The sequence below is a fragment of the Pseudomonas solani genome (assembly GCF_026072635.1).
In the GTDB taxonomy this organism is placed as follows: Bacteria; Pseudomonadota; Gammaproteobacteria; order Pseudomonadales; family Pseudomonadaceae; genus Metapseudomonas; species Metapseudomonas solani.
On sequence record NZ_AP023081.1, the window covers coordinates 6,018,040 to 6,040,297 of the forward strand.

The 22,258-nt window shown below is 67.7% G+C and carries 22 protein-coding genes and 1 pseudogene; 16 read left to right on the forward strand and 7 right to left on the reverse strand.

Annotated features, from left to right (window positions below; translation table 11 throughout):
* Positions 1–5 precede the first annotated feature (5 nt).
* On the reverse strand, positions 6–869 hold the full coding sequence (locus PSm6_RS27175) for a GlxA family transcriptional regulator (RefSeq protein WP_265168798.1): 864 nt from the start codon (positions 867–869) through the stop codon (positions 6–8).
* 215 nt (positions 870–1,084) lie between these two features.
* Here PSm6_RS27175 and PSm6_RS27180 point away from each other — a divergent pair, with 215 nt between their 5' ends.
* The 5 genes from PSm6_RS27180 (at position 1,085) to PSm6_RS27200 (ending at position 4,865) form a co-directional block, all read left to right on the forward strand.
* A complete protein-coding gene (locus PSm6_RS27180; RefSeq protein WP_265168799.1) occupies positions 1,085–1,861 on the forward strand; it encodes an MBL fold metallo-hydrolase in 777 nt (258 codons plus the stop codon).
* A 193-nt stretch (positions 1,862–2,054) separates the two neighbouring features.
* Complete coding sequence (locus PSm6_RS27185) at positions 2,055–2,855, forward strand: serine hydrolase domain-containing protein (protein ID WP_265168800.1); 801 nt, start codon at positions 2,055–2,057, stop codon at positions 2,853–2,855.
* Positions 2,816–3,265 carry a serine hydrolase gene (locus tag PSm6_RS27190; protein WP_265168801.1) on the forward strand — a complete coding sequence of 150 codons (450 nt, stop codon included), beginning with the start codon at positions 2,816–2,818 and terminating at the stop codon, positions 3,263–3,265. The genes PSm6_RS27185 and PSm6_RS27190 overlap by 40 nt, the downstream gene beginning before the upstream one ends.
* Positions 3,266–3,282: 17 nt before the next feature.
* Positions 3,283–4,311, forward strand: coding sequence for a helix-turn-helix transcriptional regulator (locus tag PSm6_RS27195; RefSeq protein WP_265168802.1), 1,029 nt, complete (start codon positions 3,283–3,285; stop codon positions 4,309–4,311).
* A 32-nt stretch (positions 4,312–4,343) separates the two neighbouring features.
* The gene (locus tag PSm6_RS27200; protein ID WP_307735124.1) at positions 4,344–4,865 is read left to right on the forward strand and encodes a GNAT family N-acetyltransferase; all 522 of its coding nucleotides are present in this window, start codon (positions 4,344–4,346) and stop codon (positions 4,863–4,865) included.
* Here the strand turns inward: PSm6_RS27200 and PSm6_RS27205 are convergent.
* The 5 genes and pseudogenes from PSm6_RS27205 to PSm6_RS27225 form a co-directional block, all read right to left on the reverse strand.
* Entirely contained in the window at positions 4,806–5,570 is a 765-nt protein-coding gene (locus PSm6_RS27205; RefSeq protein WP_021220253.1) for a CHAD domain-containing protein, read from the reverse strand. The two genes, PSm6_RS27200 and PSm6_RS27205, sit on opposite strands and share 60 nt — an antisense overlap.
* 141 nt (positions 5,571–5,711) lie before the next feature.
* A pseudogene (locus PSm6_RS27210) lies at positions 5,712–6,577 on the reverse strand (DMT family transporter).
* Between the two features lie 133 nt (positions 6,578–6,710).
* The gene (locus PSm6_RS27215) at positions 6,711–6,923 is read right to left on the reverse strand and encodes a DUF3079 domain-containing protein (RefSeq protein ID WP_021220251.1); all 213 of its coding nucleotides are present in this window, start codon (positions 6,921–6,923) and stop codon (positions 6,711–6,713) included.
* Between the two features lie 124 nt (positions 6,924–7,047).
* A complete protein-coding gene (locus PSm6_RS27220; RefSeq protein ID WP_265168803.1) occupies positions 7,048–7,365 on the reverse strand; it encodes a DUF7693 family protein in 318 nt (105 codons plus the stop codon).
* Between the two features lie 259 nt (positions 7,366–7,624).
* Positions 7,625–7,984 (reverse strand): histone-like nucleoid-structuring protein, MvaT/MvaU family, encoded by a 360-nt coding sequence (locus PSm6_RS27225; RefSeq protein WP_021220249.1) that lies wholly within the window; start codon positions 7,982–7,984, stop codon positions 7,625–7,627.
* Positions 7,985–8,358: 374 nt separating this feature from the next.
* Between PSm6_RS27225 and PSm6_RS27230 the strand changes: the two genes are divergently transcribed.
* Positions 8,359–8,721, forward strand: coding sequence for a DUF5064 family protein (locus PSm6_RS27230; RefSeq protein ID WP_021220248.1), 363 nt, complete (start codon positions 8,359–8,361; stop codon positions 8,719–8,721).
* Between the two features lie 63 nt (positions 8,722–8,784).
* Here PSm6_RS27230 and PSm6_RS27235 read toward each other — a convergent pair whose 3' ends face one another.
* On the reverse strand, positions 8,785–9,420 hold the full coding sequence (locus PSm6_RS27235) for a TetR/AcrR family transcriptional regulator (protein WP_043243951.1): 636 nt from the start codon (positions 9,418–9,420) through the stop codon (positions 8,785–8,787).
* Positions 9,421–9,543: 123 nt separating this feature from the next.
* Between PSm6_RS27235 and PSm6_RS27240 the strand changes: the two genes are divergently transcribed.
* The 10 genes from PSm6_RS27240 to PSm6_RS27285 all read left to right on the forward strand — a co-directional run bounded on the left by PSm6_RS27240 (position 9,544) and on the right by PSm6_RS27285 (position 22,258).
* Entirely contained in the window at positions 9,544–10,380 is an 837-nt protein-coding gene (locus PSm6_RS27240) for an enoyl-CoA hydratase-related protein (RefSeq protein WP_265168804.1), read from the forward strand.
* An 88-nt stretch (positions 10,381–10,468) separates the two neighbouring features.
* Positions 10,469–11,989: a phytoene desaturase family protein gene (locus tag PSm6_RS27245; protein WP_265168805.1), complete on the forward strand. Its 1,521-nt coding sequence runs from the start codon at positions 10,469–10,471 to the stop codon at positions 11,987–11,989.
* Complete coding sequence (locus tag PSm6_RS27250) at positions 11,982–13,145, forward strand: FAD-binding oxidoreductase (RefSeq protein ID WP_265168806.1); 1,164 nt, start codon at positions 11,982–11,984, stop codon at positions 13,143–13,145. Before PSm6_RS27245 ends, PSm6_RS27250 begins: the two co-directional genes overlap by 8 nt.
* A gap of 50 nt (positions 13,146–13,195) precedes the next feature.
* Complete coding sequence (locus PSm6_RS27255) at positions 13,196–14,866, forward strand: AMP-binding protein (protein WP_265168807.1); 1,671 nt, start codon at positions 13,196–13,198, stop codon at positions 14,864–14,866.
* Positions 14,867–14,917: 51 nt separating this feature from the next.
* Entirely contained in the window at positions 14,918–16,027 is a 1,110-nt protein-coding gene (locus PSm6_RS27260; protein ID WP_265168808.1) for a YheT family hydrolase, read from the forward strand.
* 135 nt (positions 16,028–16,162) lie between these two features.
* Positions 16,163–17,083 (forward strand): ABC transporter substrate-binding protein, encoded by a 921-nt coding sequence (locus PSm6_RS27265; protein ID WP_021220241.1) that lies wholly within the window; start codon positions 16,163–16,165, stop codon positions 17,081–17,083.
* Positions 17,080–18,234, forward strand: coding sequence for a phosphotransferase enzyme family protein (locus PSm6_RS27270; protein ID WP_265168810.1), 1,155 nt, complete (start codon positions 17,080–17,082; stop codon positions 18,232–18,234). Before PSm6_RS27265 ends, PSm6_RS27270 begins: the two co-directional genes overlap by 4 nt.
* 10 nt (positions 18,235–18,244) lie before the next feature.
* Positions 18,245–19,135: a sulfurtransferase gene (locus PSm6_RS27275; RefSeq protein WP_265168812.1), complete on the forward strand. Its 891-nt coding sequence runs from the start codon at positions 18,245–18,247 to the stop codon at positions 19,133–19,135.
* A gap of 110 nt (positions 19,136–19,245) precedes the next feature.
* Positions 19,246–21,414: a TonB-dependent siderophore receptor gene (locus PSm6_RS27280; RefSeq protein WP_265168813.1), complete on the forward strand. Its 2,169-nt coding sequence runs from the start codon at positions 19,246–19,248 to the stop codon at positions 21,412–21,414.
* 10 nt (positions 21,415–21,424) lie between these two features.
* A complete protein-coding gene (locus PSm6_RS27285; protein ID WP_265168815.1) occupies positions 21,425–22,258 on the forward strand; it encodes an HAD family acid phosphatase in 834 nt (277 codons plus the stop codon).

Consider the following 22,258-nt stretch of genomic DNA (forward strand, 5'->3'; position numbering starts at 1 on the left):
CGTCTTCATCCCTGCACCCGTCCGAAGCGCTGCCGGTATTGCACGGGCGTCAGTTCGGTCAGTTCCTTGAACATGCGCGTGAGGTTCGAATCGCTGCTGAAGCCCAGCTCGTCGCTGATGGTCTTCAGCGGGGCGGAGGTCAGGGTCAGGCGCTCGCTGACCTGGCTCAGCTTGATGCGCCGCGCATAGGTGGCCGCCGCCACCCCGGTTTCATCGCGCACCTTGCGGGCCAGGGTGCGCTCCGACATGCCCAGTTCGGCCGCCAGCTTCTGCACCGTGATCTGCTCGGCCGGCAGCCCCTGCACCAGGCCGTGCACGCGGCGCAGCAATGGGCTGGGCTGCTCGATCAGGCTGAGGGATTGGAAGGCATCGTGCACCTGGGCCGGGCGTGGCAACACCATCAAACGGTCGAGGTCGTGGAACACGCTCTGGCTCACCTGCCGCTCGATCAGGGCCTGGGCCAGCGGCAGGTAACCGTTGACACCACTGGCGGTGGCGCTGCGTGTGTTGAAGATGCAATTGCTCTCGCTCTGCCAGCGCACCTTGGAGTAGCGCTTGAGCAATGCATCCGCCAGCCACCAGGTCACGGTGGCGGGCTGCCCATCGAGGCGGCCACTGGCGGCGACCAGGCACACGCCCGTGCAATAGCTCCACAGCTGGCAGCGCTTGTGCAGCCGAGCCAGGGCACCCAGCAATGCGGCGTTGCCGGCCAGCATCGCCTCGACCTGTTGCGGAGACTCCGCCCAGAAGCCCGGAATCAGCACGGCATCCAGCTCGCCCTCGGCGATGCCCTGGCTCGCCGCCAGCACCAGCCCATGGGCGCACTCCACCGGGCCGCCGTGCATGCCCACGAAACAGGTTTCGAACAACTCGCCCCCCGGCCAGGCGGTTGGCCGCGTGGAGCATGTCGCCAAAAGCCAGCAGCCCCGCGGGCATGCAACCGGGAAACAACAGCAGGCCGATCTTCATAGGGGCACCGTGGCGGAGAATGACGTGACTGGAAATGAATGAATTATGTCCATTCCCGCCATTATCGCCAGACCCGGTCCTCGGCACCATGGCGCCATACCCTAGGAGGAACATGATGAAGATCCAGCAACTCCGCAACGCAACGATCATTCTCGACCTGGGCCAGCAGCGCATCCTGGTGGACCCCATGCTGGCGCGCAAAGGCACCCTGCCCTCGCTGCGCATCTTCGCCGGGCGGCAGCGCAACCCCACGGTCGAGCTGCCCGAATCGGCCCCGCAGGCGCTGGAGTCCGTCACCCATTGCCTGATCACCCACTGCCAGAAAGGCCACTTCGACCACCTGGACCGCGCCGGTACGCGCTGGCTGCGGGAGCGGCAGATCCCGGTCATCTGCACCCCGCACGACGCGCCCTACCTGGCGCGGCTGGGCTTGAACGTACAGCCGCTGCCGGAGGGGCACGCGGAGCCGGTGCCCTTTTTCGGCGGGACCATCCGCACCGTGCGCTGTACCCACGGCAAGGGCCTGGTCGGGCGCCTGATGGAGCACGGCGTCGGCTACCTGATCGAACTGCCCGGCGAACCCAGCCTGTACCTGGCCGGCGACACCATCCTCACGCCCGGGGTGCGCGACTTCGTGCTGCACCATCAGCCCCAGGTGTGCGTGGTACCGGCCGGTGGCGCGCGCTTCGATATCGGCGACGACATCATCATGGGCCTGGACGAGGTGCTCGAATTCACCCGCCTCAGCCGGGGCATCGTGGTCGCCAATCACCTGCAGGCCATCAACCACTGCCCGGTCACCCGCGAGGAGCTCGCGGAGGCAGCGCACGCCAGCGGCCTGGCCCAGCGCCTGCTGATTCCCGCCGACGGTCAGGTGCTGGAGCTGGCCTGAGGCAGCAGGCCTGTCCGATTTCCATCGTTTTTTGTCCGGAGCGCTTCTCGCGCTCCACGCCTGGCGGCTGGTTCACTGCACCCCGGTGAAACACCTTCCACACGGCAGAGAAAACAATGAGAAGAACCGCTGCGTATCGCCCCACCTTCATCTACATCCCCGACTGCCAATCGCTAGACGCCGAGGCCGCCCGATGAGCCGCCTCTCGGTAAAACGCCTGCTGCTGTCAGCCGCCCTGCTGGTGGGCGGCATCGTCCTGGTGCTCGCCACGCAACTGGGCATGCGCCTGTGGCACTTCCACACCCTGTTCGACCCCGAGCGGATCACCCAGAACTTCCGCTCCATGCCGACGATCTTCCAGGCGCGCCCGATCCCCAAGGGCCCCGCGAGCGTCCCCCTGCAGACGGCACCCAAGGCGCTGGTGGAGCGCTTCCACTTCCAGGGCCGGGACCAGGCCCTGGGCGACTGGCTGGTGACCTCGGGCACCACCGGCATGCTGGTCATGGCGGCCGACCGGGTCGTCTACGAGCAGTACTTCCGAGGCAACCGCGAGGATTCCCGGGCCATCTCCTGGTCGGTGGGCAAGTCCTTCGTTTCCGCCCTGGTGGGCATCGCCCTGAAGGAAGGTGCGATCCGCGATATCCGCGACCCGGTCAGCGACTACGCGCCCGCGCTCAAGGGCAGCGGCTACGACGGCGTGCCGCTGCAGGACGTGCTGGAAATGGCCTCCGGCATCGCCTTCAACGAGGACTACGCCGACCCCGAGGCGGGCATCAACCAGCTGGGCCAGACCATCGCCCTCGGCGGCTCGGTGGACGCCTGGGTGGCGCAGCTCAAAAGCGCCGGCGCCTCCGGCACGGAGCACCACTACGTGAGCGTGGACACCCAGGTGCTGGGCATGGTGCTCAAGGGCGCCACCGGCCGCGACCTGGCCGACTACATGGCCGAGAAGCTGTGGTCCCCCTCGGCGCCGAGTGCGACGGCCAGTGGCTGACCGACAACGACGGCGCGGAGATCGCCTTCGGCGGCCTCAACCTGTGCCTGCGCGACTACGCCCGCTTCGGCCTGCTGTACCTGCACGAGGGCCGCAACCTGGCGGGCGAGCAGATCGTGCCGCGGCAGTGGGTGCAGCAATCGGTCACCCCCGCGAAGGATTTCCTCCGCCCCGGGCGGTATAAGGAGCAGGGCCAGCCGAACCTCGGCTACGGCTACCAGTGGTGGGTGCCGCAGGGCGACGAAGGCGAGTACATGGCCGTGGGCGTCTATGGCCAGTTCATCTACGTCAACCCGACGCGCCGCGTGGTGATCGCCAAGACTTCCGCCTATGCACGCTACAACGAGGACGGCACGCGCATGGAATACGAGTCGCTCGAAGCCTTCCGCGCCATTGCGCGCAACCTGTGATCCCTGAGGAGCCCGGCATGCCGCCGTCAGCGCTGACCTTCGACTTCGAGTGGCGACCGCTGCAGAACTACCTGCACGCCCGGGGCCTGGAGGCGCCGCAACTGCTGCTCGCCGACAGCCCCGACGAGCAGCCGCCCAGCCACGCCCTGTACGACTGGATCGTGCGCAACCACGGCGGCGCCATCGACGGCCTGAGCCTGGGCGAGCACTACCGCGCCACCGACTACGGCATGGCCGGCCTCGCCCTGATGAGCGCGGAAACCCTCGCCGACGCCCTGAAGGTGGTCCGCGCCTACATGCTGCTGTTCAACCCGGACATCGCCGACATCCTGGTCGAGGCGCAAGGCCAGGGGGATGTCCGGGTCACCACCCGCTTCCGCATCCGGGCGGGCTGGGACGCCCGGCAGCGCCAGTTCCACGCCAACGTGCTGGCCTCCGCCGCCTACCACCTGTTCAACCAGTTGATGGGCCGCCCGCTGCAGGGGCTCGGCCTCACCCTGCCCGCCGGGCTGGAGAGCACCCAGCCCTACCTCGCCTACTTCGGCATGCCGGTGCGCTCCCGTGGCAGCGACATCGTCTTCCTCCTGCCGGCGGGCCTGCTCGAATCGGCGATCCCCACCGCCAACCCGGCGGTGTTCCAGGCGGCCCTGGCGCTGGCCAGCGAGGGCTTCAACAAGCTGCTGGAGAGCGAGATGGGCGGCACCCGCCAGCGCGTCACCGCCCTGCTCGCCTCGCTGCCGGACCGCTACCCGGACATCGGCCAGATCGCCCAGCACCTCAAGCTCACCGAACGCACCCTGCGCCGACGCCTGGCCGACGAGGGCTGCAGCTACCGGCAGATACTCGATCAGGCCCGCCTGCAGCGGGTGCGGGAACTGCTGGGGCGCACCCAGCTGACCACCGAACAGATCGCCGAGCTGCTCGGCTACAACGACGGCTCCAGCCTGCGCCAAGCCTTCCGCCGCTGGACCGGCACCACGCTCAACCAGTACCGCCAGGGCCTTCTCCGGGAAGCATCGGAAGACGGAGGGAGAGCCGGTGGTTAGACTGGCCGCCCTTCCCCAGGCATGAGCCGACCATGACGCTCCCCACCGTGCGACGCGCCCGCAGCGCGGATACCGAAGCTCTCGTGGCGCTGGACCCGATAGTCCGCGAGCAGCCGGGCCGCAAGGCCTTCATCGCCAACGCGGTAGCGGCCGACCAATGCTGGGTAGCGGTGGAAACCCACGATGATTCGACGCTGCTCGGCTACGGCGTGCTCGACCGCTCCTTCTTCGAACACGACTTCATCGCCCTGGTGATGGTGAAGGACGGGGCACGCCGCCGAGGCGTCGCCTCAGCGCTGATGGCGGAGCTGGAGCGGCAGTGCACCGGGCCCAAGCTGTTCACCTCGACCAACGCCTCCAACGCACCGATGCTCGCCCTGCTGGCCCGGCATGGCTTCACCCCCAGCGGCGCATCGACAACCTGGATGACGGCGACCCCGAACTGGTGTTCGTCAAGTTCACCGCTCACACCGGCAACGGTTGATCGCGGGTTTTCAGTTTCCTTCGAGGCGCTCCAGCAGGTTCTGCAACTCTGCTTCCGCTGCCTTCAGTGACGCCTCCATGGCGATCTCCCACGGGCGGCGCAGGGGCTCCAGGTCACGCTCGCTGTCGACCTTCAGGCACCACTGGAAGTGGTCGTGCCAATCCCCCAGCGCGCCCTGCACGGCCTTGAGGGACGCGGCGGCCTTGGCCGAAATCGGCGACAGGCTCGGGTAGGCGTCGTGGGCGTAGCGCATGCGCTTGACCAGGATGCGCAATGCGTGGCGGTCGTAGGCCGGGTCGCGCAGTGCGGCCACCAGCGTGTCGCGCTGCTTCTTCAGGCGCTTGCGGATGAAGTCGCGCAACGCCCGCAGCTCGCCCGCACGCTGGGCATCACGGAACTGCTCCGGCCAGTCATCGAGGCTGGCCATCAGCGTGCGAATGGTGGGACTGTCCTCGACCATGCGATAGCCCTGCTCCAGACGCTGGCGGCGCAGTTGCGCCAGGTCGGGCAGCCCCTGACGCTCCAGCTCGATGATCATCACTTCCAGGTCGCGGATCGGCGTGGTCAGCCGCCCCACCTCCGCTGCTGCGGTATCCAACTCACGCACCGACTCCAGGTTGCGGATGGGCCGCAACAGGCTGCGCAGCCGCCGCAGGCCGATGCGCAGGTCATGCAGGGCTTCACCATCGGTCCGGCACAACAGGCGCACGCTGCTGTGGTGAATTCCCAGCTCTATGCGCAACACCTGCTCAACGATCGAATCGACGAAGGACATCGGGCTCTCCAAGGGTGGGAAGGTCAGTGGCCAGGGGCAATTCCGCGCCGAGCATAAAGGTCGGGAGGGAGTGCCAGGAACACGGAATTCGTTAATCCATTTTTCATCCGGCGGATGCAGGCTACGCCGCCCACATGACCGTCATGCCTTCACGTGCAGCACCATGGCGCCGAGCAGCACCAGGGTCACGCCAACCACTTGCACGGGCGCCAGCCGCTCCTTGAAGAACAGGTAGCCGAGGATAGCCGCGATCCCGCCGGACAGCGTGCTGATCACCGTCACCACCGACACCGAGCCAGCCATGGCGCCGAACGCGAAGGCCGAGAAACCGCCCAGGTTCATCAGGCTGGTGCCCGCCAGCGCGAAGGCATGCCGGGGCGCGGGCGGCTTGAGGCTGCCACCGCGGCTCAGCATCAGTACCAGCAACAGGCTGACGCCCACCAGGTAGCCCAGCCAAAGCATGCCCACCGTGCCCAGGCGCGGCAGGGTGAAGTGCCCCTGCAACCACAGGCTGGTGCCGTACAGCAGCGCCCGAGCAGTGCATAGGCGATGGAGCGGCGCGGCTCGACATGATGCGGCGTGTCGGACCCACGGGTGATGCTGGAGAGGATCACACCGACCACGCACAGGCCGATGCACGCCAGCTGCAACCCGCTGAGCCGCTCGCCACCCAGCCAGGCAAGCAGGGTGGTGACCACGCCATAGGAGGTAACCACCGGCGCGACGATCGACGCCTTGCCGATGGAGAAGGCCTTCGACAGCGCCAGCGCGCCGCACAGGGTGAAGCAGGCCGCCAGCACGCCCATGCCCCAATCCCCCGGCGCGGCGTCGGTCAGCTTGAGCAGGAAGGCGGGAAACACCACGAGCAGCAGGCTCATCAGCAACAGCCCCAGGGTCTGGCTGAAGAACACCGCGCGCTGCACGCCCACGGCCCGGGCATTCAACCCGACCATGAAATCCGTTCCACCCCAAAGCAGGGCCGCAAGCAACCCCATGAGCACATCCATGCTCAGCCTCCGCTACCGTGCGCGTCGAGAAAAAGACTCCGACTATGCAACGGCGAACGGACGGCCAGCCAGTATCAGTTCGGGTGTTTCTGTCCATAGCAGTTTGCGCTGGGGGCCAGGGCGAGATAGCGCGTCACGGCTTCGCCTCCTGCACGGCATCCGGCCCCAGCACCGGCTCGATGCCCCACTCCCCCTGTTCGTGCCAATCCTCGCCGAAGGTCTCCACCGGGTGCATGGTGCGGTCCGCGCCATTGCCGCAGGCCAGATCACTCGCCGCGCAATAGCGGTCGCAGCCCCAGCAGATGCGCTCGGGGTGCTTGGGGTTGAGGGGAAAGGGCTTGGCCATGTGGATGCTCGGGCTTCGGCTACGGGTTGCCCCAACGTTACCGCGCCCATCCACGTGCGCCTTGACCGCGATCAAGCCTGTTCCGTGGGAGCGGTTTCAACCGCGAAAAACATCCAGCGGCCGCCTAAAGCCTATGCAGCAAGCCCTCCAACTGGCTGCGCTCCCACTGGCTCAACAGCTGAGTGGGGTCGGTGCCGAACCGCGCCCAGGCATCGGGCGCGCCCTGCCGGCCGTCCGCCGAGGTGCAGGCGCTGCAGTGGTCGAGGTGGCCGAATTCGTTGTACAGCGTCAGCTGCCAGCCATCGACCGCGAGCTCGACGTCACCGCGATGGTCTCGGCTCCAGCCCTGCTCCGTGCCACGGCGCATAAGGCGCACGCCCAGGGCGATGTCCTTGAGCAGTTGGTAGACCTCGCGTGCACTGAGGGAGCCATCGGATTTCATGGGGTTCTATCGTTTGAAGTGTTATTGAACGGTGCTGGGAGCGGAGCTTATCGCTGGCAAGTGATGGAGTGCGAGGTATCGCAACGGAGTAACCAATCAATCCATCCGGGTATCCCGCGAGCGATATAAGAACAACGCAATGGCCTCCTGTGCTCATTGCCTGTTCAAACACGATCGAATAGCCAGGCCGACGTTATCGCTCTTTCACCTGCAACAAAAAGCCCGCCGAAGCGGGCTGTTTGCAACTGGGCAGAAGCGGTTACTGCAGCCAGCTTTCCACGGTTTCAGCACCGTGTTCGGCTTTCCAGGCTTTCAATACGCCGTGGTTGCCGCCTTTGGTTTCGACGCGCTCGTTGGTCTTCGGGTTGATATAGACCTTCACCGCGCGCTCGCGGCGCTGACCGCCGGCTTTAGCGGCAACGGGGCTGCGCGAAACGCTCGGGTCGAGGATAGCGATCACATTGCGCAGCGAGAAGTTGTACTCGCCCAGCAGCGAACGCAGCTTCTGTTCGAATTCGATTTCACGCTTGAGTTCTTTATCGTTCTTCAGTGCATCGAGTTGAGCCAGTTGTTCGGCCAGCTTGGCTTCGAGAGCCTTGAATTCTGCAAGTTTGGACATGGAAAACCTTCGGGTGGGTTGTTTCAGTGATTCTGACAGGCAAGCGCACGCAGAGTTTACTGGATCCCAGAGTTTTATCGCTGTTATTTACACTCGCCGCGCCTCTTTTTTCATTGTCTTAGTTGGCGTTACTCCCGCCCGGCCTTTGATCGGGCCCTGATCATTAGGTGATCGGGCAGGCACCGCCATGGAACGATGGAAGAACATTGAATGACCGATGAGCAGGCGCGTCCAATACCCGCAGGACGCCCGTACCGGCGCTCCCGCAGGCTTTACAAACCCTGAAAAGGAACTAGTTTTCAGTGCCTCGCAGCTCTGCTTTATTCTTTGCGCGGACGCAGCTGATTCACGCTATTCATGAAGGAGAAAGAGCAATGGCGACATTCGAACCCGGCCACCTGCATATCGAGCGTCATGCGCTGAACGAGCACGACTTCAGTTACAACCTGTGCATCGACTACGAGGTCACCACGGACCCCAAGGAAGGCAAAGGCATGCTCTTCACCGTCCATGGCAGCATCTTCAACAAGGAACTGAAGGAGTCCTTCTTCCTGCCCAAGGACCTGGCCTATAACTTCGCCAGCAACATCACCAAGATCGCCGAAAAATACGGCATTCCCAAAGCCATGAGCAGCATTGGCTCGATGCACAAACACTACGATGCGATGTTCGAAGATGTGCGCGCGCAGTTGAACATGAAGTCCGGCGACCCGGTCAACCCCGAGCACCTGGAATAACCCCGCCTACCTCCGCCGCGCCCTTGCCTCAGTGCAAGGGCCAGCGCACCCTCCGCCCGCCCCTTAGGTCCCGGAACCCACTCCGCCGCCGGCATTGAACAAGTGCTCGAAGCCCTGCAGCGTGCTGTCGACGAAGCGTGCGTCGGTGGTGCCGGCCGGGAATTGCAACACGCCGTGGATCACCAGCGACGCCAGGCCATGGGTGTAGGACCAGCCCGCCAGCGCGGCGCGGCGAACCTCGGCGCTGTCCATGCCCTGGCCGAGGATCTCGGCGATGATCCGCCGCAGCTCGCCAAAGGCCCGGTCCCGCGCCTCGATGTAGTCGAGCGGCATCTCGCCGCTGGCCAGCTCCGGGCCGAACATCAACTGGTACAGCGCCGGGTTGGCCCGGGCGAAACTGAAGTAGGCCAGGCTGGCGTCACGCAGTTTCTGCAGGCCGGTGCTGCCGCCATCTTCGATACGCAGCACGGCGCCCAATTCACGAAAGCCCTGGGCCGCCAACTGGCCCACCAGCTCGGCGCGGTTGGCGTAGTGGTGGTAGGCGGCCGTCGAACTCACCCCCACCCGCTCCGAAACCGCCCGCAGCGACAGCTTGCTGGGGCCCACTTCCTCAAGCATCTCCCGCGCGGCATCGAGCAGTTGCGGGGCGAGATTGCCGACGTGGTAGGTGTCGCGGGCGCGTTGAGGTGTCTTGCTCATGGGCGGCGGGGGCCTTGATTTCGTGGGCGGCGGGGCGTCGCGATCTTAGCACTCGGAAAAATCTTGACGCTGCAAAGATCGAATCTTAGCATCGCCAAGATTATCCGCCCCCGAGGTGTTTCCATGGCCCCAATCTATGAGTGTTTCGCCGTCAGCGTCGACAACGGCGTCGCCCACCTGCAGCTCAATCGCCCCGACAAGGCCAACAGCCTGACGCGCGCCTTCTGGAGCGAACTGCCCGCCGCCGTCGACCAGTTGAGCCGCTCGGGCACGGTACGGGCGCTGGTCATCTCCGCCCAAGGCAAGGTGTTCTGCGGCGGTCTGGACCTGCAGATGTTCTCCGCTGCCAAGGAATTCCACGCCAGCAACCCGCAGGAGCGCGAGGTGCTGCAGGTCAACCTGGAACGCATGCAGGGCGCGCTCAATGCCCTGGAGCAGGCGCGCTTCCCGGTGATCGCTGCCGTCCAGGGCGCCTGTATCGGTGGCGGCTTCGACCTGATCGCCGCCTGCGACCTGTGCTTCGCCACCGAGGCGGCGAAGTTCCGCATCGAGGAAACCAACATCGGCATGATGGCCGACCTCGGCATCCTGCAGCGCCTGCCCCGGCTCATCCCGGCCGGCGTGGCCCGCTACCTGGCGCTGACCGGAGACACCCTCGACGCCGCCGAAGCCCACCGCCTGGGGCTGCTGGCCAAGGTCTTCGCCGCCCCGGAAGCCCTGCTCGAAGGCGCCTTCGCCGCCGCCCGCCGCATCGCCGAACGCCCGCCGGTGGCCATCAACGGCATCAAGCGCTCGATGCTCTACAGCCGCGACCACGGCGTCTACGAATCCCTCCAGCACGCGGTGCTGCTGCAGAGCGCCATCCTCAGCGGCCAGGACATCCTCCGCGCCGTCGGCGCACGAGCCAGCGGCACCCCGGCGCAGTTCGACGACCTGCATGCATTGCAGGACCGCTTCTAAAAAGCGCCTGCGCTCGACGACTTTTCGTACAAGCCCTAGGCCCCCTTTTTTTGACCAAATCTTATCGTTGATAAGTTCGAGGTGAGCGATGAACCAATACGACGCCGTGGTGATCGGCGCCGGCAACGCCGGGCTGACCGCTGCAACCGCGCTGCAGCGCGGTGGTGCCCGCACCCTGCTGCTGGAGCGCCACAACATTCCCGGGGGGTGCGCCACCTCCTTCGTGCGCGGTAACTTCGAGTTCGAGGTGGCGCTGCACCAGCTCAGCGGCCTGGGCACCGAGGACAAGCCCTTCGTGATGCGCAAGTTCTTCGACAAGCTCGGCGTGCTGGACAAGGTCGAGTTCATCCAGGAGCACGCTCTGTACCGCCTGGCCGTGCCCGACGAACTGGACGTCACCCTGCCGGCCAGCTGGTCGGGCATCCGCCGCCTGCTGCAGGGCATGTACCCGGCGGAGAGCGAGGCCATCGAGCGCTTCATGCTGGTCTGCGAGAAGGTCACCCTGGAAAGCTTCATGACCCTGCCCCAGGCCAGCCGCGCCAACAGCGAGGCCATGCTCGAATCGCTCTGCCCCTACTACGTGAAGTACGGCTTCCGCCCCGCGCGGGAGGTGCTGGACGAGTTCTTCACCGACGCCAAGCTGAAGAACATCCTCGCCACCTACTGGCTCTACCTGGGCGTGCCGCCGACCATGCTGCCCTTCGCCGACCTGGCGACCATGCTTTACGCCTACGCGGTGTTCAAACCCTGGCACATCAAGGGCGGCTCCCAGGCCATGTCCAGCGCCCTGGTGGAATCCTTCCTCGAAGCCGGTGGCGAGGTGCGCTTCAACTGCGGCGTGGAGCGCATCCACACCCAGGGCGGGCGCATCTGCGGGGTAAGCCTGGAAGGCGGCGAACGGGTCGCCTGCAAGGCGGTGGTGTCCAACGCCAGCCCGCTGATCACCTTCAACGAACTGCTCGACCTCGAACGCCCGCCGCTGAAGGTCCAGCAGGACTTCAAATCCCGGCGCATGGGCACCTCGGCCTTCGTCATCTACCTCGGGCTGGATTGCACCCCCGGGGAACTCGGCGTCACCACCGCCTCCAGCTTCATCTACGAAACCCTCGACGAGGAGCAGATCCACGCGCGCATGGGCAGCCTGGAGCCACCGCTCGGCGGCATGCTCACCTGCTACAACCTCGAAGACCCCAGCGCCGCGCCGGCGGGCAAGAGCCAGGTGGTGCTGGTCTGCCTGCAATACGGCGAGGTGTGGAAGGCCGTGCCACCCGAGCGCTACGCGCAGACCAAGTACGCATTCGCCGAGAAGCTCATCGCGGTGATCGAGAAGGTCTACCCCAAGGTGCGCCAGTACATCGAAGAGGTGGAAGTGGCCACGCCGCTGACCATGATGCGCTACCTCAACACCCCCGGCGGTGCCATCTACGGCTTCCAGCAAAGCGCCCAGGACTCGGCCCTGCTGCGCGAACGCCTGGATGCCGTGCCCGGGCTCTACATGGCGGGTTCCTGGACCTCCATGGGCGGCTTCCAGCCCACCTACATGGCGGGCGAATCCACGGCCAGGGCCGTGCTCAAGCAGTTGAAGACCACGGAGGTGGAGCATGTCTGACCGCAACCCGATGAACCGCATCGCCGGCTACGCCGAAGCCCTCGCCGCCAAGCAGGCCCTGGAACAGAGCGGCAGCGATTTCGAGGAGGTGCGCGGCGAAGTGGGCAGCACCGTGGTGCAACTGCACCCCAAGCGCCTGTCGCTGGAGGTGGTCGAGATCATCGACGACACGCCCAGCACCAAGACCCTGCGGCTGAAGGCGAGCGACCGCAAGCCGCTGCCGCCCTTCCAGGCGGGCCAGTACATCAACCTCTTCGTCGAGATCGACGGCGTACTCACTGCCCGCCCCTACGCCATGTCCTCCTCGCCCGGCGAGCGTGGCCACTATGACCTCACGGTGAAGCGCGCCAAGGGGGGCTTCGTCTCCAACTACCTGCTCGACCACGTGAGCCTGGGGCAGCACCTGACCAGCTCCGGGCCCATGGGCACCTTCCACCACAACCCGCTGTTCCATGGCGACGACCTGGTGTTCCTCGCCGGCGGCTCGGGCGTGGCCCCGGCGCGCAGCATCCTGCTGGACCTGCTCGGGCGCGACCTGCCGCAGCGCTTCCACCTGGTCTACGTGAACAGCCATGTGGACGACGTGATCTTCGAACACCAGCTGCGCGAGCTGGCCGCGCACCATGAAAACGTCCGACTCACCGAAGTGATCTCGCGGCCGCCCGCTGGCTATCAGGGGCTCGACGGCCGCCTGACCCGCGAGCTGCTGCAGGCGCAACTGGGCGCTGTCGACGGCAAGATGTTCTACATCTGCGGCCCCACCCCCTTCAACGAAAGCTGCGTCGCGCTGCTCACCGAGCTGGGCGTGCCCCGCCGGCGCATCCGCGTCGAGGCCAACGGCGCGCCCAAGTCCCCGGACCAGCAACCGGGCTGGCCCGCAGGCGTGGCGCTGGAGGACGAGGTGCAGGTCACCGTGCGCGGCCGTGGCAGCTTCCGCAGCCAGGTCGGCGAGCCCCTGCTCAATGCACTGGAACGTAACGGCTACTTCGCCGAGAACGCCTGCCGCTCCGGCGAATGCAGCCTGTGCCGGGTCAAGCTGCTCTCCGGCCCGGTGTTCAACCCCCAGGAAGCGCACCTGCGCAAATCCGACCGTGACTTCGGCTGGATCTATTCCTGCGTGGCCTTCCCCACCGGCGATATCGAAGTCCTGCTCTAGACGGGCACCGGCACCACCGCATCACCCATAACAACAACAGGAGACAAGGGATGACCACTGCACGCCGCTGGGAACAGCACTATCCACCGCAGCTGCGGGGCTACCGGCTCGGCGCCGAGGCACTGTCCGGCAACCTCGCCGATTGCGCCCGTGACGGCGCCGAGCGTCATGGCGACGCACCGGCCTTCACCCAGGTGATGCCCAACGGGCTGCATGCCGACCTCTCCTTCGCAGAGGTCCACGCGCTGTCCAGTGCCTTCGCCGCCTACCTGGTGCACGCGTGCGGTTTGCAGCCGGGCGAGGTGGTGGCCCTGCAACTGCCCAACTGCCTGCACTACCCCGTCGCGGTCCTCGGCTCCTGGAAGGCCGGCCTGGTGGTCACCAACGTCAACCCGCTGTACACCGAGCGCGAGTTGGATGCGCAGCTGACCGACAGCGGCGCCAGGCTGCTGGTGGCCTGCGACCTGTTTGCCAAGCGTGCCCAGCAGGTGGTCGCCCGGCACGGCATCGCCCTGGTGCTCGCCAGCCTCAGCGACTTCTTCCCCGAGCCGGTGGCCAGCGCCATCCAGCAGAAGCTCGAAGAACAGGCCGGCGGCGACCTCACGCCCGAGGTGGGCTTCCAGCGCTTCACCCAGGCCCTGGCCATCGGCCGGCAGGCGGCGCCGCTGGAGCCGCGTCACCACGACGTCGCCCTCTACCAGTACACCGGCGGCACCACGGGCCGCAGCAAGGGTGCGGTGCTCACCCACGCCAACCTCAAGGCGGTGCTGCGCATGGCCGAGGACTACCTCAAGGGCTTCGACGCCGAGATCGAGCCGGGCGAGGCCATCGTCACCCTGCCGCCGCTCTATCACATCTTCGCCTTCAACTTTAATTTCCTGCTGTTCTTCGGCCGTGGCGCACGCAACCTGCTGGTGCCCAGCCCACGGCCGCTGAGCAATGCCCAGCCGGCCTTCGAGCGCTTCCCGGTGCGCTGGATGACGGGAGTGGACACCCTCTACGCCGGCCTGCTGGCCGAGCCCTGGTTCCAGGCCAGGCCACCCGCGCTCAAGCTCGCCGTTTCCGGCGGCACCTCCCTGCGCCCGGTCACCGGCGAGCGCTGGCGTGCCGCCGTGGGGCAGATACTCGAAGGCTACGGCCTCACCGAAAGCAGCTGCTTCGTGGCCTTCAACCCGCCCGGCCCGAAAGAGCGCCCCGGCACCGTCGGCCTGCCCCTGCCGGGCAGCGACGTGCGCATAGCCGACGCCGAGGGCCACGAGCTGGCACCCAGCACCCCCGGCGAACTGCTGGTGCGCGGGCCGCACATCATCGAGCGCTACCTCAACCGCCCGGAGGAGAGCCATGAGGCCTTCGTCGACGGCTGGTTCCGCACCGGCGACATCGCGGTGATGGACGAGGACGGCTACCTCCGCATCGTCGACCGCAAGAAGGACATGGTCCTGGTCAGCGGCTTCAACGTGTACCCCAACGAAGTGGAAGCGGTGATCGCCGAACACCCGGACGTCAGCGAAGTGGCGGTGATCGGTGTGCCCGACGACACCACCGGCGAAGCCCTCTGCGCCTTCGTCGCCCTGCATAGACCGGGGCTCGACGGCGAGGCGATCATCCGTCACTGTCGCGAGCGGCTCACCGCCTACAAGGTGCCCAAGCGCATCGAATTCCGCGAACAGCTGCCCAAGTCGCCCATCGGCAAGATCCTCCGGGCACAGCTGCGCACCTGACTCAACCCCTGGCGGGTCCAACCGGCCCGCCCTCCAACCCAAGGACGTTCGATGTCGACCTGGTTAACCGCCCTGCTTCCGCTCGCCGCCACCGGCCTGGGCTTCCATTACCTGCGCACGGCAGCGCGCAAGCCGCAGCTGATCTACCAGCGCAACCCCGACAACGACGCCCTCATCCAGCAGGTGCCGCGCCTCACCCGGCGCTTCTGGGCCACGCCCTGGCTGTTCAACGGTCACCTGCAACTGCTCGGCCTGGGCCTGAAGAAGGTCTTCTCCCCCGCCCTGCGCTACGACCGCGTCGACACCCTGCTCATGGCCGACGGCGGCACCACCGCCCTGCACTGGCTCGGCGCCGACCTGCCGCCGGAGGTGCCCACACTGGTGGTGCTGCACACCATCACCGGCTCGCCCCACAGCATGCGCGGCTTCGTCCGCGACCTGCAGCGGCTCACCGGCTGGCGCGTGGTGTTCTGCCAGCGCCGTGGCCACGGCGACCTGTCGCTGACCAGCCCGCGCTTCAACACCATGGGCGACACCGCCGACCTCCGCGAGCAGCTGCGCCAGATCAGCGAGCGCTACCCGCACTCCGCGCTCTACGCGGCGGGCATCTCCGCCGGCACCGGGCTGCTGGTGCGCTACCTCGGTGAACAGGGCGATGACACGCCGCTACAGGGCGCCTTCGCCTACTGCCCGGGCTACGACATACGCGTGGCCTTCGCCCGCTCCCGCGCGCCCTACACCCGGCTGATGGCGCGCAAGCTGGTGCGCCAGTTCGTCACCCCCAACCGCCAGGCGCTGGCCCACCTGCCCAGCCTCGCCGCCCTGGAAGGCGCGCAGAGCCTGGACGAGTTCCACCGGCACCTCTACGAATGCGCGGGCTACCCCAGCCAGCAGGCCTTTCTCGATAACTGCAACCCGATCACGGTGATGGACCGCATCACCGTGCCGCTGCTGGTGCTCAACGCCGAGGACGACCCCGTCTGTGTGCTTGGCAACGTGCGCGACCACCAGCAGGCCATGGCGCGCATGCCCCGCACGCTGCTCGCCGTCACCACGCGCGGCAGCCACTGCGCCTACCTGGCCGGCCTCACCGCGCGCTCCTGGGCCCACCACCTGGCGGCCGACTTCCTCCGTGCGCTGCACGGGCAGGCCAGCCGCTAGCTCTAAATCGAATCAATAGCCGCAATTTTATTCCATCAGGAGATATCAATAGCGCTGAACGATATTGGTATATACCAGGGCGCCGCCCGTTAAATCCGCCCCCACAGGCCCAGTGGGCAATGCGGAGCACGATGGATGATCGCTGTACGGGTGATGCTGGAATATTTTCATCCCTGGCCGAATTCGGCGGGTTTCTATGTGGCACGGGAACGTGGCTGGTACCGCGACGCCGGGCTCGATGTGCAGTTGCAGGTACCGGACCCCTATCGCGGCGACACCCTCGAACACCTGCTGCAAGGCGCCGCCGATCTCGGCGTGTTCCCCAGCAACCGCCTGCTGGTGCGCCGCGCACTCGGCCAGCCGCTGCTGGGCGTGGCGGCCATCAACCATGCCGGCCTGGAATCCATCCAGACCCTGACCGACTTCGGCATCCAGCGCCCCCGCGACCTGGCCGGCAAGCGCCTGGCGCTCAACCCCACCCCGCGCGGCCTGGCCATGGTGCGCCACCTGGTGGCCGCCGACGGTGGCGACCCGGACGCGGTGATCATCGTCGACAGCCAGGTGCGCGAACTGCGCCCCGAGCAGCTGGCCGCCGGTATCGCCGACGCCAGCTTCGGCGGCTACTGGGCCTGGGAAGCGCTGATGGGCAGCCCCATCCCCGCCGAGCGCCGCGTGGTCTGGCCGGTGGACGCGATCGGCGCGCCGCGCTACCACAGCTACCTGCTCGGCGGCCGCCAGGACTGGTTCGAGCACAACCCCGACAGCGCCCGCGCCTTCCTCGCCGCCACCGAGCGCGGCTTCCGTGCCGTGGCGGCCGACCCGCAAAGCGCCCTGCCCGCCTACGAGGCGGCCATCCCCTACTTCCCCACCGAGCTGCTCAGCCAGTCCCTGGAGCGCATCGCCCCCACCTGGTTGCACGCCGGCCATTGGGGCCAGCAGCGGGAGGAACTGCTCGCCCCTTACGCCCACTGGCTGCACAGCCACGGTGTGCTCGCCGACGCGGACGCCTGGCGCGGCGCCACCAGCAACCGGTACCTGACGGAGCAACGGCCGTGACCCAGCCGATACGCATCGCCCACGGCATGGGCGCGCAGCCGGTGGAGGCCGACTGGCCGGCCCTGCAGCAACGGGATGTGGAGCAGGTGCTGCAACGCTTCCCGCAGCTGGGCGCCGTGCAGCAGCTCGGCTGGCACAGCCCCCGGCCCTTCTCGGCCGCCGCCCAGGTGCACACCGATCACGGCGAGGTGTTCGTCAAGCGCCACCACCGCCGCGTGCGCGAACCGGCCTGGCTGGAGGAGGAACACCGCTTCGTCCGCCACCTGCAGGACCGCGGCGCACCGGTCACCCCCGCCCTGCGTGACCGCGACGGGCACAGCGCGCTGGCCCTGGGCGAGTGGACCTACGAAGTGCTGCCCCGCGCCGCCGGTGACGACCTCTACCGCGAGGCCCTGTCCTGGACGCCCTTCCTCGACCGCCACCACGCCCATTCGGCGGGCGCCGCCCTGGCCCGGCTGCACTGTGCCGCAGAAGGCTTCGACGCCGCCCCCCGGCAGGCGCCGGTGCTGGTGGCCAACCTGCGCTTGTTCAGCCAGCCCGACCCGCTGCGGGCCATCGAGCAGGCCCTGCCCGGGCAACCGGCCCTGGCCCGCTACCTGGCCGGGCACGACTGGCACTACGCGCTGAAAGAACTGCACCTGCCCTACCACCGCCAACTGCTGCCGCTGCTGGCCGCACAACCGGCGCTCTGGACCCACAACGACTGGCACGCCTCCAACCTGCTGTGGCGCGGGCAAGGTGGCTCGGCGGAGGTTGAGAGCGTCCTTGATTTCGGCCTGAGCGACCGGACCTTCGCCCTGTTCGACCTGGCAACGGCATTGGAACGCAATTGCATTCCCTGGCTGGAACTGGATGATGGCGGCCGCGCAACGGCCGATCTCGATGCGGTCGACGCACTGCTGGCGGGCTACGCCAGCCAGCGCCCCCTCGGCCGCCACGACCTGCTCACGCTCAAGGCCCTGCTGCCCCTGGTGCACGCCGACTTCGCCCTCAACGAAGTCGACTACTTCGAGGGCATCGTCGGCTCGCGGGCCAGCGCCGACATCGCCTACCACGCGTTCCTGATCGGCCACGCCCGCTGGTTCGGCGACAGCGAGGGCGCCCGCCTGCTCGACCACCTCGCGCGGCTCGCCCGCACCCATAACAACTAGGAAGACCGCCATGCCCCCGCTTCACGCTGCCACCCTCGTCTCGCCCCAGGCCCTGCACCAGGCCCTGCAGGCGCCCGGCCTGCTGCTGCTCGATGCCAGCGTGGAACTGGCCGCCGCGCAGTTCGACGGCGACTACCGGGTGGCCAGCGGGCACGCGGCCTGGCAGGCCGAACACATCCCCGGCGCCCGCCACGCCGATCTGCTGCATGACCTGGCGGACCCGGAGGCGGGCTTCAGCTTCGCCCTGCCAACGCCCTCGGCCTTGCAGGTGCCCCTGGCACGCCTGGGCCTCGGCGCCGCCCGGGAGATCGTGCTCTACGACCGCCACGACGGCTTCTGGGCCGCGCGCCTGGGGTGGATGCTGCGCAGCCTCGGCATCGCCGCCCGTGTGCTGGATGGTGGCCTCAAGGCCTGGCGGCACGACGGCCTGCCCCTCGCCTCGGGTGACCAACCCGCTGCTGTCGACACCGCGCCCCTGGCACCGCTGCAGGCCCGGGCGGGCTTCTGGGCCAACCGCCAGGAGGTGCTCGCCGTGGTCGAGGGCCGCGCCCCCGGCACCCTGGTCTGCGCCCTCTCCGCCGGCCTGTTCGACGGCAGCGCGGTGACCCGCTACGCCCGTCGCGGGCGCATTCCGGGCAGCCTCAACAGCCCGGCCCGCAGCCTCTTCGACGAACAGGGCCGCTACCTGCCGCCCGCTGAACTGGCCCAGGCGCTGGGCGCCCCGCTGCTCGATGGCGGGCAGCCGCTGATTCTTTATTGCGGCGGCGGTATTTCCGCCGCTGCCACCGCCCTGGCGCTGACCCTGCTGGGCCGCCAACAGGTCTCGATCTACGACGGCTCGCTGCAGGAATGGGCGGCCGATCCAGCCTTGCCAATGTCCACCGGAGCAGCTCCGGCCTGAGATTCAACCCTCTTCTTTCGTCTTTCAGCAGTAGGCACGCCAGCGCCGCCCGCCGGGCCCTCCCGTCGCGCGGTTCACTCAGCAGCCGGCGTCCATCAAGGAGTTCGTTCATGGTCCCTTCCCTGTTCCTGCAGCACCGCCACGGCTTCGCACTGGCGCTCCTGGCCCTGTCACTGAGCCCGTCCCTGGCCCAGGCCGCCGACACCGTCACCCTGGATGCCGTCACCGTGCACGGCGACGAGGGCGACGGCTACCAGGCGAAAAGCGCCTCGGTGGGCGGCTTCGACGACGCCCCACTGCTGGATACCCCCGCCTCCGTCTCGGTGTTCACCGAGCAACTGATCAAGGACCGCCAGGCCAAGCTGCTCAGCGAAGTGCTGCGCAACGACGCCTCGGTCGGCGACAGCTACGCGCCTATCGGCTACTACGAGAACTTCGTCATCCGCGGCTTCTCCCTCAACGCCGCCAGCAGCTACAAGATCAACGGCCGCACCATCACCGGCGAGCAGAACGTCGCCCTGGAGAACAAGCAGCGGGTCGAGGTGCTCAAGGGCCTCTCCGGCCTGCAGAGCGGCGTGTCCGAGCCCGGCGGGCTGGTCAACTACGTCACCAAGCGCCCGGAAGACGTGCGCTCGGTGACCCTGGCCACCAACGAGGAAGGTGAGCGCTACATCGCCACCGACGTCGGCGCCTGGCTCGACGCCGAGCAGCGCTTCGGCCTGCGCGCCAACTTCGCCCACGAGGACATCCGCTCCTACGTCGACAACTCCGACGGCACCCGCGACTTCGTCTCCCTGGCCGCCGACTGGAACATCAGCGACGCCGCCCTGCTGCAGCTGGACGCCGAATACCAGACCCGCGAACAACGCTCGGTGCCCGGCTACCAGCTGCTCGGCGGCAACGTGGTGCCCAGCGGCATCGACCCCAAGGACCGCCTCGCCGACCAGAGCTGGTCCAAGCCCGTGGGCATCGACTCGCTCAACCTCACCGGGCGCTTCGAGTACCTCTTCAACGACGTCTGGACCGGCAGCCTCAGCGCCGCCCGCAGCCGCGTGGTGATCGACGACTACAGCTCCTTCGCCTGGGGCTGCTACGGCTCCGCCAGCTGCGCCAGCTCCGCCGTGCCCAACTACTTCAGCCCGGAAGGCGACTACGACGTCTACGACTTCCGCAACCCCGGCGACACCCGCCGCAACGACGAGCTGCAGGCAGCCCTCGCCGGCCGCTTCGACAGCGGCCCGTTCAGCCATGAGCTGACCGTCGGCACCAGCGCCTTCCGCCGCCTGCTGGACCGCCGCAAATCCACCAACGAATGGGTCGGCACCGGCAACATCCATCAGCCCACGCCCGCCTTCGACCCCACCGACGTGCCCCTCGGCCACACCTACCGCCGCCTGGACAGCCGCCAGTACGGCCTGTTCGCCACCGACCGTGTGAGCTACGGCGAACACTGGCAGGCGGTGATCGGCGGGCGCCAGGTGCGCCTGGACGAAGAAGCCTTCGACAAGAACGGCGACACCACCCGCCACACCGAGCGCTGGGAGTTCCTGCCCAACGCCGCGCTGATCTACAAGCCGCGCGCGGACATCTCCCTCTACGGCAGCTACAGCAAGGGCCTGGCCCTGGGCGGCGAAGCGCCCTGGTTCGCCACCAACGCCGACGAAATCCTCGCGCCCACCACCTCGCGCCAGCTGGAGCTGGGCATCAAGCGTGACTGGCAGCGCCTCAGCCTCACCGCCGCGCTGTTCCAGATCACCAAGGCCTACCAGTATTCGCGCCCCAACGGCGACCAGACCTTCACCTACGTGCAGCAGGGAGAGCAGAAGAACGTCGGCCTGGAGCTGTCCGCCACCGGCTGGGTCACCGACCACCTGCAGGTCTCGGCCAGCGCTGCGGCCATCCGCGCCCGGGTCGAAGGCACCGCCACCGCCGCCTACGAAGGCCACCAGGCGATCAACGTGCCCACCCTGCGCGCCAGCCTGCATGGCGACTACGCCATCCCCGGCGTGCCCGGCCTGGCCCTGCTCGGCGGCGTGCAATACAGCGGCAGCAAATACGCCAGCCAGGCCGGCAACGTGAAGGTGGACGACTACGCCGTGTTCGATATCGGCGGGCGCTACAGCCTGGCGATCGAGGGCTACGAAACCGTGCTGCGCCTGACCGTCGACAACCTCTTCGACGCGCGTTACTGGCGCGATGCCGGCGAGTACATGGGCGACGGCTACCTGTTCCAGGGCGCCCCGCGCACCGCGCGGTTGTCCGCCACTGTCAACTTCTGAGGAGCCCGCCATGCGCATTCCCGCCCTGCCCTGCATCGCCCTGCTCGCCGCCCTGCTGGGCGGCTGCCAGCAGCACCCGCCGGCCAACGACCAGCTGGACGCGGTGCTCTGGACCCAGACCTCCATCGAGCACGACCTGCTGTTCCGCCAGGTCTACGCCAACGCCACCCGCCAGCTGGACAAGGCCCTGGCCGACCCCGCCTGGGACGCCCTCGCCGGCACCCCGCGCAACCTCCAGGGGCTGCCACCGGCGCTGATCGTCGACATCGACGAGACCCTGCTCGACAACGTGCCGCTGAACGCCCGCGCCATCCTCGCCGACGCCCCCTACGACTATGCCCAGTGGTACCAGTGGGTGGACCGTGCCGAAGCCCCAGCCCTGCCCGGTGCCTTGGCCTTCATGCAGGCGGCGGCCCAGCGCGGCATCACCCCCTACTACCTGACCAACCGCGAGCCCGGGCAGGAGCAGGCCACCCTGGCCAACCTCCGGCGCGCCGGCTTCCCCATCGACGGCACCGCGCAGATCCTCACCGCCGGCACCGCCATCGGCGGCTGCGCCGACGCGGGTTCGGACAAGACCTGCCGGCGCAACTGGGTCGGCAGCCAGGCCCGCGTACTGATGCTGGTGGGCGACAGCTTCGGCGACTTCATCAGTGCCAAGGGCAGCCAGGCCGAGCAGCAGCAAGCCGCCGCGCCCTACCTCGGCTGGCTCGGCGAGCGCTGGTTCCTGCTGCCCAACCCCACCTACGGCCATTGGTACAGCGCCCCCTACCAGGGCCGCGAAGACCTGCCGGACGCCCAGAAGCGCGCCCTCAAGCACCAGGCGCTGAAACCGCAGTACTGA